The following is a 16,798-nucleotide window of genomic DNA, read 5'->3' on the forward strand; positions in this document are numbered from 1 at the left end:
CTGTTGACGAGACGTGATATCAGCCGCAATCTTAGATACACCGATGACATGCTGGTTCGTGTCATCGAAAATCGGCATATAGGTAGCCTCTAACCAAACACTATGACCATCGGCCGCACGTCGCTCGATTTTGTCGTGATAGCTCAAGCCTTGCAACAGCTTTCGCCAAAACAAGTCATATTGAGGACTGTTCGCAAACTCGGGTAAGCAAAGGTCACGATGGTGTCGTCCCATCAATTGAGTGACTTCATAGCCCATCGTTCTGGCGAAAATTTCATTGACGTAAGCGACGCGACGATTTTCATCGAAACGAATGATTGCTAAATTGTTTTCGATTGCCCGAACGACATGCGTGTCGGTGACATGGGTCGTACTAGAGTGCAGTTGCATCCTAACATCCTCCCTATATCATAAGGTTTATTTGTTTTAGGATACCCGAAAATTGTCAAAAAAAGTATATTATTGTAGCAGAACAAAAAAAGACCTCTTCCACGTGGAAGGGTCAAGGTGTGAGTGTCGCCATGCTTTCATGTAAGTATTCACCGATTTGACGTTCGATGTCGCTCTCTGAACGTTCGAGAGCGAGCGAGAGTTCTTTCACCAAAATGGTTTTGGCGTTCTCTAAAATTTTACGATCTTGTTCGTACAGCTTTTTGTTTGCCTGTAACGCCTCGATTTGACGACGGCTCAACGTATTCACGACTTGAGCGATCTCATGACGGTTCCCTGAATGGACAACATTTAAAAATTCACGATTGCGATTGTTCGAATGCGGATTCCATTCAACGCCAGGCGAGCGGAACGACTCTAAAATCTCTAATGCTTCGTCTGCTTCGAGCAACGTCAACATCATCACATTGTCATTATCGACCGGGATGCTAATCTGCAACTTCTGTGAGTTGTTGATGGGGTGAAGCGTATAGTACGATTTCGTTTCTCCTGCGACCGTTTTGTCCGAAATGTCGTCGATCCGACATACGCCATGGGTCGAGTAGATGATTAAGTCTCCAGCTTTAAACAAGTCGATCACCTCTTCCTTACCTATAAGCATAGTCATTCAGAAGGTGAAATGTCAACTCGGTTGACGTTTGGTGCAAGGTGTGCATATAAAAATCGTGACGAGTGAACCCGACACGATTACAGTTTCCAGTCCATCCGTAGAATGGTTTTCAGTTGATTGAACGCCTCTTGTCCGATGCTTTCTTGAATCTGTTGCTCGAGCTGCGCTTTGAGTGCCTCGTTTTGTTCATAACAAGTGTGACCGAGAGAGGTCAGCTCGATACATTTGTCCTTTCGATTTTGCGGATGGTCCGTCACGAGAACGAGCGCTTTACCTTCTAGATTCTTAATCAGTTTATGAATCGCTTGCCGCGAAATATGGACGTTTCGCGTGACCTCGGCGATGGTCGTCTTTGCTTGATAAAGTGTAGCGAGAATATACCATTCGGAATTTGAGATATGGATGTCACTCTGCTCATTCCAGGATTGTTCACTCATGCGTCGAACTTGATCGTTTCGTTCTGTCAGTAAATCAAGCAGACGTGTTGACGTTGATGGAGTCAAATCAAGTCACTCCTCTTTCGTTTCCGGGTTTTAGACGTTCCTAACTATACAAAAGCGACTATACCCCGTCAACGTCAATCTAGAACAAAACGAGGCACAAGGCCTCGTTTTTTACTGACAATCTTTATTTTTGAAATCGATGACCATCCGTCCCTGAATTTTCCCTTGTTCCATCTCTTCGAACACGTCTTGTACTTCGTGAAGGCAACGCTTATGAACGACCGGGACGACGAGTCCTTCGGCTCCGAACTGGAAGGCTTCCTCTAGGTCTTTACGTGTCCCGACGAGCGAACCGACGACTTCAATCCCATCGAGAACGAGACGTGGGATGTTTAAATCCATCGTTTCAGAAGGAAGCCCGACGGCTACGACTTTCCCGCAGGCTCGAACGGCGTTGACCGCTGAATTGAAGGCAACTTTTGAGACGGCCGTGACGACTGCGGCGTGTGCTCCGCCGAACTTCTCTTGAACGATGTCCGCCGCATCTCCCTCGTTCGAAGGGTTGATCGTCAAATCGGCGCCGCTCTCTTTAGCGAGTTCTAGCTTGTCGTCGTTCAAATCGACAGCGATGACGTGCGCGTTGAAAACATGTTTTGCATATTGGATGGCTAGGTTGCCGAGTCCACCACAACCGTAGATGACGACCGTCTCCCCAGGCTTCACGTCCGCGACTTTGATGGCCTTATACGTCGTGACGCCCGCACATGTGATACTTGAAGCTTGTGCAGGATCCAAGCCTTCTGGCACTTTGACGGCATAATCTGCCACGACGATACTTTGCTCAGCCATGCCACCGTCAACGCTATAGCCGGCATTTTGAACGTTTCGGCAGAACGTCTCACGTCCCGTCGTACAATATTCGCAGCGACCACACGCATGGTACATCCAGGCGATGCTGACGCGGTCGCCAACTTTTAGACTTTTGACATCGTCCGCGATTTTTGACACGATCCCAATCCCTTCATGACCAAGCACACGTCCTTGGACATCCCCGAAGTCACCGGCCGCGACGTGAAGGTCCGTGTGACACACGCCACAGTACTCGACATCGACGAGCGCTTCCCCAGATTGTAATGGACGAATTTCCTTTTCCACGACTTCAATGTTGGCTTTGCTTGCTGAATTGACAACGACTGCTTTCATGTTTGAACACACTCCTTGTGAGAAATTAGCGAATCTGCCTAAAAACACTCTGAATCACACCGTCAGAATATCACAAAAAATGGAATGAAAGCGCTTTATTTTTTGGGTAGCATTTGTCTGAAACATGAACTTTTGTCACATGAAGATTTAGGGAAATAGAGATGAAGGAAGCAAACGAAAGGAGTGTCAGTTACATGACACGGACAGAGTTATTTCACACATACAAATCGAAAATTTTGCAGTTATCAGATTTAGAGGAAGAGACGTTAAAAAGCGAAGATTTTTTGTTAGACCGTGACGAAAAGAAACAACTCGATATCTATTACGCACCATTCGAATACATTAATCCAAATGCGAAAGTCGTCATCGCGGGAATCACGCCAGGCTTATATCAGATGCGTCAGTCGTTCGAGGCGATTCGTGACTTAGAAGATGCCACGGACGAAGAGGCGCTTCGAGCCGTCAAACAACGTGGCAGTTTTTCCGGTCCGATTCGAAAGAACTTAGTGACGATGTTAGATGATTTAGATTTGCATCATCACTTAGGGCTCGAGTCCTCCCTCGATTTGTTCGGATCAGCAAATCATCTCGTACAAAACACGGCGGTCCTCCCTTATCCGGTCTTTTATAAGGGCAAAAACTATAATGGGTCGAGTCCGGATATGATTCGGACGGATTTGTTTCGACCGTACGTGGAAGGTACGTTCGCTGAAGAGATGGCACACCTTCGAAATGCGCTCATCTTGCCGATGGGCGTGAACGTGCGGCGAGCCGTGGAATTATTGGTCGATCAAGGTCTCTTGGATCAGGAGCGCGTAGTGAGCGGGTTTCCGCACCCATCCGGTGGGAACGGCCATCGCCATCGCATCTTCGCCGAAAATCGAGACGCCATGAAGCGACACATCGCCGAACATTTCGAAAGACATCCACTCTGAACCGCACTGCGGTTCTTTTCGTACGAGCACATGACCTGACATCAACTCTTTACTTCGCTAAAATGATAAATGGTTGACTCACTCACGAGAAATAGAAAGGATGTCCGCCATGATCACGTTGTCGTCCGTCCATAAACGTTATGGACAAGAGATGGCCGTTCGAAATGTATCGCTTCACATTCGAAAAGGAGAGATTTACGGCATCATCGGCGCAAGCGGTGCCGGGAAGTCGACACTTCTTCGATTGATGAATGTATTGGAGCGACCCGATAGTGGAAGTGTCATAGTCGATGGCGACCAGTTGACCGAGCTCTCCAACCGGGAACTCCGCAAGAAGCGACATCGGATCGGTATGATTTTTCAACAATTTAATCTTGTCGCGAATAAGACCGTCTTTGATAACGTCCTCGATTCCCTGAAGCTTGCTAAACGACCGAGAGGATCATGGGAAGCACGCGTGATGGAATGTCTCCAGTTCGTCGGACTCGAAGCGTATCGCGATAAATATCCTTCCCAGTTGAGTGGTGGACAGAAGCAACGTGTCGCCATCGCTCGGGCACTCGCGAGCGAACCGAGCGTGCTCCTGTGCGATGAGCCGACCTCTTCCCTAGATCCGAACACGACGGCAGAAGTGTTACGTGTTCTTCAGTCGGTCAATGAACAACTTGGCGTCACCATCGTCCTCGTCACGCATGAGATGGATGTTATTCGTCAAATCTGTCATCGCGTCACCGTCATGGCAGAAGGCGCCGTTCATGAGACGATTGAACGGGAACCGACGGGTGTGGTGGCCATCGATCAGAACCCAAGTTGGTTCGTCGAACAGTTACGGAAGGAGGGCGAACCGAATGCCTGACATCCTGTTACGCTATCAATCGGAGATTTGGCAGTCCATCGCTGAGACGTTCATCATGGTCGGGGTATCGATTCTCGCCGCGATTCTAGTCGGATTGCCATTAGGCACGTGGCTTTATCTTTCGCGTAAAGGACAACTGTTAGAGAACCAAGTCGTCTTCTCTGTCCTCAACTTAGTCGTGAACATCGTCCGGTCTTTTCCGTTCTTGTTACTCGTCGTGTTTTTGATTCCATTTACACGGCTCATTATCGGGACGGCCATTGGAACAGCGGCAGCTACCGTGCCACTTTCCATCATTGCCATCGCGCATTATGCGCGCCTTGTCGAACAGTCATTGATTGATGTTCCGCGCGGGGTCGTCGAAGCGGCGCTCTCGATGGGGGCGTCGGTGAAAGACATCATCTTTAAGTTTCTTTACGTCGAAGCCAGATCCGGCCTCGTACTCGGATTGACGACGTCCATCATTAGCTTTATCTCGTACTCGACGATCATGGGGGTCGTCGGGGGAGGTGGCATCGGTGACTTTGCCATCCGTTACGGGTATCAGCAATTTCAGACAGAACTCATGCTCTATATGATTTTGATCATGCTCGTCTTCGTACAGCTGATCCAGTTCACGGGCACGACCGTGGCACGAATTATCGACAAACGCTAAACAGAAAGTAGGAAATGAATATGAAAAAATTGATGGCACTTCTTGCCTCGCTCACACTCGTCCTCGCCGCATGTGGGAACGACACGGAAACACAAACAGAACAATCGAACGAACCACAGACGTTGAAAGTCGCGTCACTCATCCCACCGATGACAGATATGCTTGAAATCGCGAAAAAACAGCTTGCAGAAGAGAACATCGAACTCGAAATCGTCGTCCTCGGAGACAACGTCCAGCCGAACTCGGCACTTGCGGCGAAAGAAGTCGATGCGAACTTCTTCCAACACGTCCCGTACATGGAAGAGTTCAACCGCAGCAATGATGCGAATCTCGTTCCAATCGAACCAATCTATTTCGCAAACTACGGCGTATACGCGAAAAACTATGACAACATGGAAGACATTCCGGAAGGCGCGACCATCGCCATCGCCAACGACGTATCGAACATCGACCGCTCGCTCTCCCTTCTTGCACAACATGATGTGATCGAACTCGGAGAGAAAGAAGGCACGTACTATACACAAGCCGATATCACATCGAATCCGAAAAACTTCAAGTTTGAAGAAGTCGACTTGTTGATGCTCGCTCGTGCATATGATGATGTCGATGCGGTCTTGATGACACCGGCTTACGCGGCACCGCTCGGTTTGACACCGAAGAGTGACGCACTCCTAACAGAAGGTGTCGAGAACGACTTCGCGATCACGCTCGTCGCACGTGAAGATAACCAGGACGACGAAGCGATCCAAAAACTCGGAGAGGCCCTCACGAGCGATGAAGTCCGTGCGTTCTTAGAAGAAAACTATGCAGAAACGGCTATTCCGGCGTTTTAAATAAAAAAGATTGAGCCTTCGTGAACTGCCCCATAAAAGTTGGACATGAAAATCCAACTTTTATGGGGTGTTTTTTATGACCAAATATTCAAAGGCATTGAAAGTCCAAATCGCCCAGCGCTACTTCACGGGAAGGGACGGATTTGAGGTTTTGTCACAGGAGTTCGGAATCTCGTATAACCAGGTGCGTACCTGGGCGCATCTCTACAAGCGTTGGGGGGAGGAAATCTTCGATCCTTCCTATACAGTCCACTCGCAGGCGTTTAAACTGGAAGTACTAAACGATATGGCTACCAATGGACTGTCCTGCTTGGATGCGGCCCTGAAGTACCGCATCTCCTCCCCTGGAATGATCTCCAAGTGGCGGTCCGCGTACGAACGGAAAGGAGTGGAGGGGCTGGTAGCCAAAGCGAAAGGACGTGCCCCAATGGCGAAACGCAAGAAAAAGAATCCTGACGAGATGACAGAGGTCGAGAAGCTCAAGGAACGGGTCGAGTACCTCGAGATGGAGAACGCCGCGTTAAAAAAATTGAAAGCCTTGGTTCAAGAAGAGGAAGCGCGACGAACCGGATCAAGGCCCAAGTAATCGACGAGCTGCGAGCCACCTATCCTGTACCGGGTCTCCTCCAAGTGCTCGATATGGCTCGAAGCGTCTACTACTATTGGCGGACACGCCTGACGGCTGTTGACAAGTACGCGGACGTGAAGGAAGCGATTCAGACCCTCTTCCACGAACACGAAGGACGTTGTGGTTATCGTCGCATCCATGCGCTTCTCGAGCGCCGAGGGTTCAGGCACGACCCGAAGACCGTATTGCGTCTCATGGACGAGCTTGGTCTCAAGTGCCTCGTCCGCATGAAGAAATATCCGTCCTACAAAGGAGAGGTCGGAACGATCGCACCGAACCTCCTCGAACGGGATTTCCAGGCCACAGGCCTAAACCAGAAGTGGGTGACCGATGTCACCGAGTTCCATCTTTTCGGGGAGAAACTCTATCTCTCACCGATGATGGACCTGGCCAACCGGGAAATCATTGCCTATTCGATGTCAGACAGTCCTAGATATCCGTTCGTCGGCGAGATGTTGGACCAAGCCATCGCAAGACTCGACGGTGATGGGAGACCAATCCTCCATTCTGACCAGGGCTGGCAATACCAGTTCCGAGCATTCACGGCGAAGCTGCGCGAACACGGCATCACCCAGAGTATGTCCCGAAAGGGCAACTGTCTCGACAACGCGGCCATCGAGAGCTTCTTCGCCGTGCTCAAGTCCGAGCTCCTTTATCTCAGGAAGTTCGAAGATATGACCCATTTCAAACAGGAGCTCGAGCGATACATCGAGTACTATAATCATCGTCGCATCAAGAAACGACTAAAAAACCTGAGCCCGGTGGAATATCGGACGCAGGTTCTAAAGGTCGCCTAAAGAAACTATTTAGTGTCTAACTTTTTCGGTTCAGTTCATTCGTCGGCTCAATCTTTTTTAGTACTCTTCGTATTCTCTTGGATCTTGGTCATCGATGCGACCATCTGGCTTCGTCAACGCATTGAGCGTCTCCATCTCTTCATCCGTCAACTCGAAGTTGAAGACATCGAGATTCTCTTTCTGATGCAATTCGCTAGACGAGCGGGCGAGCGGAATCACACCGAGCTGGATATGCCAGCGCAAGATGACTTGAGAGACGCTCTTTCCTTTTTGTTTCGCGAGTTCGGTGATCTTCTCGTCGTGGATGACCGTACGGGCGCGACTGAGCGGGCTCCATGCCTCTGTGATGATGCCACGCTCCTTATCGGCTTGACGCTGCTCGACTTGCGAGAAGTACGGATGTAGCTCGATTTGGTTGATGACCGGTGTTTCTCCCGTCTCTTCAATCAAGCGGTCAAGGTGCTCCGGCATGAAGTTCGAGACCCCGATAGAGCGAATCCATCCGTTTTTCTTCGCCTGAATCAAGGCACGCCATGCCTCGACGTACTTGTCTTGCTTCGGGTTTGGCCAATGCAAGAGGAACAAATCCCAATAGTCGAGGTTTGCCCGATACAGGGACTCCCGAATCATCTCGAGTGCCTGGTCGTAGTCATAATATTGCGCGCGCAATTTTGATGTTAAGAAAAGCTGTTCGCGCGGGATGCCAGATTGGCGAACTGCCTCACCGACCGCACCTTCATTATCGTAACGAATCGCCGAATCGATGAGTCGATATCCGTTTCGGATGGCGCACGTAATGGCGTCGACCCCTGCTTCACCTTTTAAATAAACTGTTCCGAGTCCAATGGCCGGAATCTCATAACCATCATGTAACTTCATTGTTGGAATACCCATCAAATGCCTCCCCATTCAAAATCCGTTCTCTTCTCCGCTATTCCACTTTCCTCGGAAATGAAACGTTTGAATGTGAGGTCAACGACGAAAGACTTTGATCAACCCTTCGGCCAGGTCGAGGATACACACGACGATGATCGTGAACAAAATACTCCATACACCCCAGCGACTGATTGTTTCGATGTCGATATTCGTTTGTTCAGCAATCAAAGAGAGTGCTTCGGTCGAAATTAGATCAGGTTGCAGTAAAATGAGTGCCGTGACGACAATCCATGCGATATTGAAAAGCATGTTCCATAAGGCGAGCGGCTTCGTCCAGTGTCGAACGATCCATTTGTAAATGGCAATCGCAATTCCGAAGATTGCTAAAACGATGATGAGCGGCAAGAATTGATTCAAGACGGACGAATTGAGTAGTGGATAGGATTCGCCATCCGTGACGACGCGAATTAACTGTTCGGCGTTGACGTACAATACGACCATCAAAACGGTGACGACAACATCAAACAAGATTGAACCAAGAGAGATTGAGGTCGAACGAGGTTTTACTTTCTTAAGTTGTTCAGGTTTCCAACTCGAGAAGGGGACTTCGCCCTCAGGTACAGCCCGTTCGATGATGAAGAACGTGAGGGTAATCCAGAATAGCGTTTGAACGACAACATTGAAGATGGCAGCCCCGGTTTGAAGGAATGCTTGAATCAAGAACTGACTCCAAGACGTGTCTTCTATGGGGTTGGTCAAATAACCGATGATGGAGAGAATTGTGACAACCGTGACGACAATCGGTAAGACGATCTTGATGATGTTCACGTACTGTGTGAAGAAAGCTGGTCCGATGAGATGGAGGGGACGATTCGCATAACGAGCAGCGAGAACATGAGGGTCGCCGAGTTCGCGCAACGCTTCAAACAAGGCAGTTTCAGACGGGTCATTTCCAGTCATGTCATCGATGGTCGATTCCAATTCAAGGGCGACATCTTGCTGCATCGATTCAGGGATTCGAGAGGTGACTTCATCGATATACACATCACGAAGATTCATGATCATTTCCTCCTTCAATTAGACGGGTCAACGTTTTCGACATCTTCATCCATTCTTCGTACAACTCATTCAAAATAGCCATTCCATCGGGACTGAGCACATAGTACTTTCGAGGTCGACTTTCCGTCGTATCCCAGGAGCTTGTGACGAGTCCTTGTTTTTCCAGTCGACGCAAGAGCGGATAGAGCGTGCTTTGATCAATGTTGATCTCGGCATCAAGTAATGCCTGGACGAGCGAGTAACCATACTGTGGTGTCTTCAACTGACTGAGTACCGCAATCGTCAACGTACCACGACGCAACTCTGTCACCAACGAGGCTTTGACATCCGACATTTTTTCGCCTCCTTCATTCGTTCATCTTTATACTGTATATAATACACTATAAGTCATCATACATCAATGTAGTTAATTATCTAAAAAACAAATTGAGTCTTTTCCTGATTCTGGGATAATGAAGGGGAGGTGATGTTCATGAAGTGGTGGTGGATAGTTGGCGGTGTGGTGATTGTTAGCTTATTGATGGTCAATGCACAATGGTATGGGAATGCAGGGACGTTCGGGGTGCCGATTGGATGGATGATTACGCTATTTGTTCTAGCCCATTTCCGAAAGCCGATATCGACTCGGTGGGCTGTGGCGTTTGGGGTGATCAGCGTAAGTATCGGAATCATGTTATCCGTACCAAGTTATTCAGTAGCGGAAGCACAAGAGACGCTGAATAAAACGTACAATGACGTGACGTACATCGAGAGCGTACCGACGACCGGGGGAGAATGGAATCCATTCACGCCTCGAGTGGGCTATCGGTTTGAAACGGGGAGCGGAGAGGCGGTCTTGTTCATCCCGGACTCCGGGCAAACGTTTGAATTGTAAAAAGACTCGCTCTCATGATAGAGGGCGAGTCTTTGTATTAGTTGCGAATCATGTAGTCGAAGGCGCCGAGTGCGGCTGTCGCACCAGAACCCATCGAGATGATGATTTGTTTGTAGGCGCTGTTCGTGCAGTCTCCTGCAGCGAACACACCTGGGACGTTCGTCGCGCCATGACGGTCGACAACGATTTCCCCGAAGTTGTTGCGTTCGACCGAGTCGAGCCAGTCCGTGTTCGGGACGAGGCCGATTTGGACGAAGACGCCTTCAAGTTCGACATGGTGTGACTCGTTCGTCTCACGAGACACATACGAGATGCCGTTCACTTTGTCCGTACCCGTGATTTCTGTCGTCTGAGCGTTCGTGATGACAGTCACGTTCGGAAGGCTGTGGAGACGGTCTTGAAGCACTTGGTCGGCCTTGAGTTCAGGAGCGAACTCGAGGACCGTCACGTGCTTGACGATTCCTGCGAGGTCGATGGCCGCTTCGATCCCAGAGTTACCGCCACCGATGACCGCGACACGTTTCCCTTCGAAGAGAGGACCGTCACAGTGCGGGCAGTAAGCGACCCCTTTGTTTTTGAACTCCGCCTCACCTGGAACGTTGACGTTACGCCAGCGTGCACCAGTTGAGAGGATGACGCTCTTACTCTTCAAGACAGCACCGTTCTCGAGTTCGATCTCGACGAGGTCATTTTTCTCAAGACGCTTCGCGCGTTGGAGGTTCATGACGTCGATTCCGTACTCTTTGACGTGCTCTTCAAGACTTGCGACAAGTTTTGGACCTTCCGTATAAGCGGTACCGATGAAGTTCTCGATGCCCATCGTGTCCATCACTTGGCCACCAAAGCGCTCCGCGATGATTCCTGTACGGATTCCTTTACGAGCCGCGTATACGGCAGCACTCGCACCAGCTGGACCGCCACCGACGACGAGGACGTCGTACGGGTCTTTGTCCGAGAAAGCAGAGGCGTCAGGACCTGTACCGAGTTTCGCTAAGATCTCTTCGAGTGACATCCGACCGTTACCGAACGATTCTCCGTTCAAGAAGACCGTCGGGACAGCCATGATCTCTTTCGCTTCCACTTCATCCTTGAACGCGGCTCCGTCGATCATCGTGTGGGTGATGTTCGGGTTGAGGACGCTCATGACGTTTAGCGCTTGCACGACGTCAGGGCAGTTGTGGCAGCTGAGGCTGATGTATGACTCGAAGTGATACGTGCCTTCGATGTTTTGGATCTGTTTGATCGTGTCCGCATCAACTTTCGGTGCGCGCCCGCTCACTTGGAGGAGGGCGAGGACGAGTGATGTGAACTCATGTCCGAGTGGAATCCCCGCGAAGACGATTCCTGTCTCTTCAGACGGACGATTCACGCTGAAGCTCGGTGTACGCTCGAGTGTCGCGCGTTCGACCGAGATACGTGATGACATGCTGGCGAGTTCGTTGACGAGCTCGAGCATCTCGTTTGAGACTTTGTCTTCCCCAGCGCTCACACGGAGGACGACATCGCCCTCCATGAGCTGGAGATATTGGTCGAGCTGTTGTTTAATCGCTGCTTCTAACATGCAATCGCTCCTTACAATTTACCGACGAGGTCAAGGCTTGGGCGGAGTGTTTCAGAACCCTCTTCCCATTTCGCTGGGCAGACTTCGCCTGGATTGTTGCGTACGTATTGTGCTGCTTTGACTTTGTTGACGAGCGTGCTCGCGTCACGGCCGATGCCGCCAGCGTTGATCTCGACAGTTTGGATGACGCCGTCTGGGTCGATGATGAACGTACCACGGTCTGCGAGGCCGTCTTCTTCGTTCAAGACGTCGAAGTTGCGTGAGATGACGTGTGATGGGTCACCGATCATGATGTACTCGATTTTTCCGATTTTCTCAGATGTTTCGTGCCAAGCTTTATGTGTGAAGTGTGTGTCTGTTGAGACAGAGTAAACTTCTACACCGAGGTTTTTGAGTGTAGCGTACTCGTTTTGAAGGTCTTCGAGTTCAGTTGGGCAGACGAATGTGAAGTCAGCTGGGTAGAAGCAGACAACGCTCCATTTACCTTTGAGATCGTTCTCTGTAACTTCGAGGAATTCACCTGTTTGGAATGCTTGTGCTTTGAATGGTAGTACTTCTTTGCCGATTAATGACATGGGTTATGTCCTCCTTGTTTTTTACTCTAGCGTTTCTATCTCGACTAGAATAATTATAATGTAATACTAACTTCATATAACGAGCTGAAATTGTCAAGGCGTTTGCATGCTTTGAAATGTGTTGAAATAACTCGTAATTATTTATGATTAGCTTAATATCAATGAAGAAAACGATTACAATAATGGTGTATTTTCTTTCGATAAGTAGTATCTTTACAAAATATTGAATGAGTCACAAACTTGTTTGAAAGATGGAGGGTGTATCGTTATTCTCGTCTTTCTGTTCGTGATTATCATTTACAGACAGGGGATTTGTTATGAGATATCGAGTCCATTCTCATCGATTCGGTGAGGCGATATTAAAGAACGGTGAAGAGTTCAAAGAGATTTGGTCAGAGATTCATGACATTATTCAGTCAATCAGCGACGATGACATCATCAAATTATTTAATGAAAAATACACTAAAAAGAACAAGAGTCTATCAAAGGCTTTGAACGAACTGTTCAGATTGGAATTTTTAAAAAGAGGATGGGTGCGTGAGAGTCCGATTTTTCAGGATCGTGACTATTCGGAGAATGTGTGGCGTCTTGATTTTGCAAAAGACAACATCTCGCTCGAGGTCGGATTTAACCATGCGGGTACCATCGCTTGGAACTTATTGAAACCGGTCATCGCAAGTGAACTGAACCATGTCGAAAAGGCGATTCAAACACGAATCGGAGTAATCATCTGTGCGACTCAACGTTTACAGCGAGCTGGTAATTTTGATGGCGCCATTGGGACGTATGAGAAATATGTCCACCATTTGAAGCCGCTGAACACGCAACTCACCGTACCCATTGTCATTATCGGACTTGAAGCACCTGATACGTTCAAAATCGTTGAATGTTTAAACGAGAAAGGCGAAAAAAGAGGCCGCGTAGAGGAATTCTACGCGAACCTGCTTGTCGATGAAACGACCGAGACCTATGATGAACCGATGTTCGATGAAGACTTGGACTGACGTACTTTTAATCTCAGCCACTTCGTATGTGTCGGTTTTGCTTGGCCATATCAACGAAATGAGTGATGGTATAGATGACATGATCAAAATCATCATTGACCTGGTGTTCCCAAAATCGAAGAATGATCCAACCTTCCTCTACATAATGTTGTGTGACGTCGGCATCACGCTCGATGTTACGTCCAATCTTTTGACGCCAAAAATCGGCATTCGTCTTCGGCAATTTGAAGTGGAGGGGACAGCCGTGCCAATAGCAAGAGTCCAGAAATACGACGACGCGTAATCCAGGAAACGAGATGTCGGGCGTCCCGTAAAGTTTGCGATTGTTCTTGCGATACCGATATCCGGCCGCCCACAGCGCTTTTCTGACTTTGACTTCCATCTTCGTATCTTTCCCACGGTTTCCGCTCATCGTCTTGAACACGGCTGGACTCGATGCTTTCGGTACGTTTCTGGCCATACCCTCTCCTCCTTGAGTTCTTAGAGAAGGTATTCCCTATACAGTCAGCAGATTATCAACAGAATATGTTCAAGATTTAATCATCATGGATTGCTGAAACTTTTTGTGTAAAAAATCTTTGTTAAACATGAAGCATGTTTTTCGTCCACCTTTGAAAAAAGCTTCATAACAAGAGTCGTCTTTTCCGCCTTTAGTAGAAATGACTAGAGGAGAATCTGGACATTTGGTCGCTGTTGGGAGATCCGAGATCTTGTTTGTGACAAGCGCCTTCTGAATCTGTTTATATGTCTTTGCGAAGTCCTCAATTTCGTCAGGGGTGAATGCGACTTTGAACAAACACTCTAACTTTCTGTGTCCATTTTTAGAGGAGTTCTTTTCGCCGAGATAACCGACATAGAAGAAAGTACTCTCTTCAAAAAATAGCTTCCAATCAGAAATCTCCCATTCATCTTGAAAATCTTCTCTGTGGAGAGTTCGGAAGGTTGCTTTTTCAAGAGGATAGTAGTTTGTTTTTATGGGGATACTCCTGATGTCATACGTCAATTTATTGAAAATCTCGACCTTCTCCAAATCCTCTTCGGTGCCAATGACACGTTTCTTAATCATTCCACCTATGCCTTTCGGAATTTTATCTTTAACAGAATCGGGGTCTACAGTCTTCAGGATTTCAATCTGGGTCATCCCTTTGAATTTTCTCAATCGATTCCACAACCACTCTTCCGGTGTAAGTTCTTTCGGTAGATGCACATCATAGCTTGCGCGATGCTCTTTCAAGACACCTTTTATGAAAGAGTTTTTAATCGAGAAGGCTCTTGTTTTAGCTTTGATGGGAGAATAAGGCTGAACTTGTGTTTGCCCAGACGCGCCTTTGGTGGCGGCTCCTAAAACGACGCTGTTTCCCTCAGATAGTTCGTGTGCGAGCCCTTTCTTTACAAAGTCTTGAATCACCAAGTAATCTTTTTCGATTACTGGTTCGATGGCCGTCATATCGTACAATTGATAGTCACGAATAACAAAATCTCTAGGGTCGCCTCCTTTGACAAATTCATACCAAATAAATAAAATTTTTCGGTTTTTTGAAATTAAAGAACTATATTGAAACTCTTGCTCAACGATTTTTGAAAAGTTGATTTGAGAGAGTGATATCCGTTCTTTGGCAGACCATAGCCCCTTCTTAGTCACTGTGAACCCTGAGACTTTTAGTTCAACCCCTAAATTGTCAAAGTCCGCTTCGGCGTTGTTGTTGTTAGGATATCCATAAAATCCTGTTTCAACTATTTTTCCGAGGATTCCCTTGTCATTCGAAAGTCGTTCAAAATAATTTTCTGTGTCGATTTCACCAAAAGTTTTACCAACAATTTCACTCGTCTTACTTAAAAGTGACTCGATTGAATCAAATTTCAACAATATATAGACCTCCAATAATGGTTATTATTAACATATTACTATAGATTATGATTATATTTTGTAGAAAAGATAAAATAGGATAGGCTTGATCCTTTTTGATATAGGTGATAAACTGTTTTCATTGAGAGAAATGTGTAAATGAAGTAAATTAAAGATAGAAAATACGAAAGGGTGTTCCCATTGATTAAAGTAGTTGAGTTATTTGCCGGTGTAGGAGGTTTCCGCATCGCGCTTGAAGGAATTGAAGATGTGAATGCCGAGCCTACATCCGACAAATTCGATGTGGTTTGGGGCAATCAGTGGGAGCCGGCGACGAAGGTACAACCGGCCTTTGATTGCTATGCTGAACGTTTTAAAGGACGTGGTCAACACGTGAATGAGGATATCGCGCTGTCGTGGATGGAAGCAGGGCCACACCATTTGCTTGTTGGTGGCTTCCCGTGCCAAGACTACAGCGTGTCACGTAGCTTGAAGAATGAGCAAGGGATTCAAGGGAAGAAGGGTGTCTTGTTCTGGGAAATCATGAACATCATCGAGCAGGAAAAGCCACCTTACGTCTTACTTGAGAACGTCGATCGCCTCATGAAGTCACCTGCGAAACAAAGAGGGCGTGATTTCAGTGTCATGCTTCGTGCGTTTGCCGATCAGGGATATACGGTCGAGTGGCGAGTCATCAATGCTGCCGATTACGGTTTTGCTCAACGCCGCCGTCGCATCTTCATCTTTGCGACTCGAGCAGATTTAAAGCATTCAACCCGAGCGGGGAAAGCAAATCCTGAGCAGTGGTTGTTGAAAGACGGGTTCTTTGCACCGACTTTCCCGGTCATGGAGATGACGAGCGAGAAGCATCCGGGCTCGACATTCGAATTGCCGAAAGACATCGTCGAAATCTCGGACACATTCTCTGCGACTTATCGAAATGCAGGTGTGATGACGGGAAATCAAGTGACGACGCTTGAGACGCTCCCGGTTCGAGAAACGCCTAAGACGCTCGGAGAGATTGTCCAAGAGGTGTATGAACAGTTTGGTCCTGCCCCAGAACATTACTATCTAGATACGGAAAAAGTTAAAAAATCTGGGCGTACGGAAAAAGAGGAATTGGCTTATATGAAAGGGCCGAAAAAAATCGAACGTACTTCTGCGAGCGGTCACGTCTATGTCTATGCTGAAGGAGGCATGTCCTATCCGGATTCGTTAGACCTTCCAGGTAGAACGATGTTGACAAGCGAAGGGACGTGCAATCGTTCGAGCCATGTCATCGAAGACCCGCATACGAAAAAATTGCGCTATTTGCGTCCGGAAGAATGTGAAGGGTTGAATGGCTTCCCATACGGATGGACCGCGACTATGACAGACCGCAAGCGATACTTCACGATGGGGAATGCTCTAGTCGTCGGGTTGATTGAGCGGATGGGTCATCGAATTGCGGAGATTCATGAGCAAGAAGATGAAAAGAGCTTGTTGCATGAAGTGAAACAGATGCAGCTTTTAGGAACATATAATAACTTTAAATAATTAAAATGCCCTCATTCCGAATGATATTTTCATTCAGATGAGGGCATTTGCTATTTA

19 protein-coding genes and 1 pseudogene are annotated in these 16,798 nt (G+C 47.8%); 9 read left to right on the forward strand and 11 right to left on the reverse strand.

Annotated features, from left to right (window positions below):
• Positions 1-12: 12 nt before the first annotated feature.
• The 4 genes and pseudogenes from KNP62_RS15785 to adhP form a co-directional block, all read right to left on the reverse strand.
• Positions 13-390, reverse strand: a pseudogene (locus KNP62_RS15785) (PAS domain-containing protein); the annotation flags it as partial.
• Between the two features lie 112 nt (positions 391-502).
• Positions 503-1,030 carry a CarD family transcriptional regulator gene (locus tag KNP62_RS10525; protein WP_271305830.1) on the reverse strand — a complete coding sequence of 176 codons (528 nt, stop codon included), beginning with the start codon at positions 1,028-1,030 and terminating at the stop codon, positions 503-505.
• A 107-nt stretch (positions 1,031-1,137) separates the two neighbouring features.
• Entirely contained in the window at positions 1,138-1,563 is a 426-nt protein-coding gene (locus KNP62_RS10530; protein WP_214785470.1) for a MarR family winged helix-turn-helix transcriptional regulator, read from the reverse strand.
• A gap of 111 nt (positions 1,564-1,674) precedes the next feature.
• Positions 1,675-2,706 carry an alcohol dehydrogenase AdhP gene (adhP, locus tag KNP62_RS10535; protein ID WP_214785471.1) on the reverse strand — a complete coding sequence of 344 codons (1,032 nt, stop codon included), beginning with the start codon at positions 2,704-2,706 and terminating at the stop codon, positions 1,675-1,677.
• A gap of 194 nt (positions 2,707-2,900) precedes the next feature.
• On the opposite strand from adhP, the gene KNP62_RS10540 reads away from it, so the two are divergent.
• The 6 genes from KNP62_RS10540 (at position 2,901) to KNP62_RS15795 (ending at position 7,410) form a co-directional block, all read left to right on the forward strand.
• Positions 2,901-3,641, forward strand: coding sequence for a hypothetical protein (locus KNP62_RS10540; RefSeq protein ID WP_214785472.1), 741 nt, complete (start codon positions 2,901-2,903; stop codon positions 3,639-3,641).
• Between the two features lie 109 nt (positions 3,642-3,750).
• Complete coding sequence (locus KNP62_RS10545; RefSeq protein ID WP_214785473.1) at positions 3,751-4,497, forward strand: methionine ABC transporter ATP-binding protein; 747 nt, start codon at positions 3,751-3,753, stop codon at positions 4,495-4,497.
• Positions 4,490-5,152 carry a methionine ABC transporter permease gene (locus tag KNP62_RS10550; RefSeq protein ID WP_214696647.1) on the forward strand — a complete coding sequence of 221 codons (663 nt, stop codon included), beginning with the start codon at positions 4,490-4,492 and terminating at the stop codon, positions 5,150-5,152. Before KNP62_RS10545 ends, KNP62_RS10550 begins: the two co-directional genes overlap by 8 nt.
• 20 nt (positions 5,153-5,172) lie before the next feature.
• Positions 5,173-5,985: a MetQ/NlpA family ABC transporter substrate-binding protein gene (locus KNP62_RS10555; RefSeq protein WP_214785474.1), complete on the forward strand. Its 813-nt coding sequence runs from the start codon at positions 5,173-5,175 to the stop codon at positions 5,983-5,985.
• Positions 5,986-6,061: 76 nt separating this feature from the next.
• A complete protein-coding gene (locus tag KNP62_RS15790) occupies positions 6,062-6,571 on the forward strand; it encodes a helix-turn-helix domain-containing protein (protein WP_483299210.1) in 510 nt (169 codons plus the stop codon).
• A gap of 8 nt (positions 6,572-6,579) precedes the next feature.
• On the forward strand, positions 6,580-7,410 hold the full coding sequence (locus KNP62_RS15795; RefSeq protein WP_483299214.1) for an IS3 family transposase: 831 nt from the start codon (positions 6,580-6,582) through the stop codon (positions 7,408-7,410).
• Between the two features lie 57 nt (positions 7,411-7,467).
• On the opposite strand, the gene KNP62_RS10565 is transcribed toward KNP62_RS15795, so the two are convergent.
• The 3 genes from KNP62_RS10565 to KNP62_RS10575 all read right to left on the reverse strand — a co-directional run bounded on the left by KNP62_RS10565 (position 7,468) and on the right by KNP62_RS10575 (position 9,679).
• A complete protein-coding gene (locus tag KNP62_RS10565) occupies positions 7,468-8,304 on the reverse strand; it encodes an aldo/keto reductase (RefSeq protein WP_214785476.1) in 837 nt (278 codons plus the stop codon).
• A 78-nt stretch (positions 8,305-8,382) separates the two neighbouring features.
• Positions 8,383-9,345 carry an HAAS signaling domain-containing protein gene (locus KNP62_RS10570; protein WP_214785477.1) on the reverse strand — a complete coding sequence of 321 codons (963 nt, stop codon included), beginning with the start codon at positions 9,343-9,345 and terminating at the stop codon, positions 8,383-8,385.
• The gene (locus KNP62_RS10575) at positions 9,332-9,679 is read right to left on the reverse strand and encodes a PadR family transcriptional regulator (RefSeq protein WP_214696655.1); all 348 of its coding nucleotides are present in this window, start codon (positions 9,677-9,679) and stop codon (positions 9,332-9,334) included. The genes KNP62_RS10570 and KNP62_RS10575 overlap by 14 nt, the downstream gene beginning before the upstream one ends.
• Positions 9,680-9,817: 138 nt before the next feature.
• Between KNP62_RS10575 and KNP62_RS10580 the strand changes: the two genes are divergently transcribed.
• On the forward strand, positions 9,818-10,219 hold the full coding sequence (locus KNP62_RS10580; RefSeq protein WP_214785478.1) for a hypothetical protein: 402 nt from the start codon (positions 9,818-9,820) through the stop codon (positions 10,217-10,219).
• Positions 10,220-10,256: 37 nt separating this feature from the next.
• On the opposite strand, the gene ahpF is transcribed toward KNP62_RS10580, so the two are convergent.
• Together ahpF and ahpC are read right to left on the reverse strand one after the other, a co-directional pair.
• Complete coding sequence (gene ahpF, locus KNP62_RS10585; RefSeq protein ID WP_074036831.1) at positions 10,257-11,780, reverse strand: alkyl hydroperoxide reductase subunit F; 1,524 nt, start codon at positions 11,778-11,780, stop codon at positions 10,257-10,259.
• Between the two features lie 11 nt (positions 11,781-11,791).
• Positions 11,792-12,355, reverse strand: a complete 564-nt coding sequence (gene ahpC, locus KNP62_RS10590; RefSeq protein ID WP_015880295.1) for an alkyl hydroperoxide reductase subunit C — start codon at positions 12,353-12,355, stop codon at positions 11,792-11,794.
• Positions 12,356-12,672: 317 nt separating this feature from the next.
• Here ahpC and KNP62_RS10595 point away from each other — a divergent pair, with 317 nt between their 5' ends.
• Positions 12,673-13,359, forward strand: a complete 687-nt coding sequence (locus tag KNP62_RS10595; RefSeq protein ID WP_214785479.1) for a BglII/BstYI family type II restriction endonuclease — start codon at positions 12,673-12,675, stop codon at positions 13,357-13,359.
• 13 nt (positions 13,360-13,372) lie between these two features.
• Here the strand turns inward: KNP62_RS10595 and KNP62_RS10600 are convergent, their stop codons facing one another.
• Together KNP62_RS10600 and KNP62_RS10605 are read right to left on the reverse strand one after the other, a co-directional pair.
• On the reverse strand, positions 13,373-13,819 hold the full coding sequence (locus KNP62_RS10600) for a very short patch repair endonuclease (protein WP_214746560.1): 447 nt from the start codon (positions 13,817-13,819) through the stop codon (positions 13,373-13,375).
• Between the two features lie 69 nt (positions 13,820-13,888).
• Positions 13,889-15,226, reverse strand: a complete 1,338-nt coding sequence (locus KNP62_RS10605) for a MutH/Sau3AI family endonuclease (RefSeq protein WP_251125682.1) — start codon at positions 15,224-15,226, stop codon at positions 13,889-13,891.
• Positions 15,227-15,406: 180 nt separating this feature from the next.
• On the opposite strand from KNP62_RS10605, the gene dcm reads away from it, so the two are divergent.
• A complete protein-coding gene (gene dcm / locus KNP62_RS10610) occupies positions 15,407-16,741 on the forward strand; it encodes a DNA (cytosine-5-)-methyltransferase (protein WP_214785481.1) in 1,335 nt (444 codons plus the stop codon).
• Positions 16,742-16,798: the final 57 nt, after the last annotated feature.

The organism is Exiguobacterium sp. s183 (assembly GCF_018617655.1).
Lineage (GTDB): Bacteria > Bacillota > Bacilli > Exiguobacteriales > Exiguobacteriaceae > Exiguobacterium > Exiguobacterium aestuarii_A.

Bases quoted from the DNA above. Each gene is read 5' to 3' on its own strand.
- KNP62_RS10595 (WP_214785479.1), top strand. From the start codon at position 12,673: ATGAGATATCGAGTCCATTCTCATCGATTCGGTGAGGCGATATTAAAG.
- KNP62_RS10575 (WP_214696655.1), bottom strand. From the start codon at position 9,679: ATGTCGGATGTCAAAGCCTCGTTGGTGACAGAGTTGCGTCGTGGTACG.
- KNP62_RS10540 (WP_214785472.1), top strand. From the start codon at position 2,901: ATGACACGGACAGAGTTATTTCACACATACAAATCGAAAATTTTGCAG.
- adhP (WP_214785471.1), bottom strand. From the start codon at position 2,706: ATGAAAGCAGTCGTTGTCAATTCAGCAAGCAAAGCCAACATTGAAGTC.
- KNP62_RS10555 (WP_214785474.1), top strand. From the start codon at position 5,173: ATGAAAAAATTGATGGCACTTCTTGCCTCGCTCACACTCGTCCTCGCC.
- ahpF (WP_074036831.1), bottom strand. From the start codon at position 11,780: ATGTTAGAAGCAGCGATTAAACAACAGCTCGACCAATATCTCCAGCTC.
- KNP62_RS10545 (WP_214785473.1), top strand. From the start codon at position 3,751: ATGATCACGTTGTCGTCCGTCCATAAACGTTATGGACAAGAGATGGCC.
- KNP62_RS15790 (WP_483299210.1), top strand. From the start codon at position 6,062: ATGACCAAATATTCAAAGGCATTGAAAGTCCAAATCGCCCAGCGCTAC.
- KNP62_RS10565 (WP_214785476.1), bottom strand. From the start codon at position 8,304: ATGGGTATTCCAACAATGAAGTTACATGATGGTTATGAGATTCCGGCC.
- ahpC (WP_015880295.1), bottom strand. From the start codon at position 12,355: ATGTCATTAATCGGCAAAGAAGTACTACCATTCAAAGCACAAGCATTC.
- KNP62_RS10600 (WP_214746560.1), bottom strand. From the start codon at position 13,819: ATGGCCAGAAACGTACCGAAAGCATCGAGTCCAGCCGTGTTCAAGACG.
- KNP62_RS10550 (WP_214696647.1), top strand. From the start codon at position 4,490: ATGCCTGACATCCTGTTACGCTATCAATCGGAGATTTGGCAGTCCATC.
- KNP62_RS10570 (WP_214785477.1), bottom strand. From the start codon at position 9,345: ATGAATCTTCGTGATGTGTATATCGATGAAGTCACCTCTCGAATCCCT.
- KNP62_RS10580 (WP_214785478.1), top strand. From the start codon at position 9,818: ATGAAGTGGTGGTGGATAGTTGGCGGTGTGGTGATTGTTAGCTTATTG.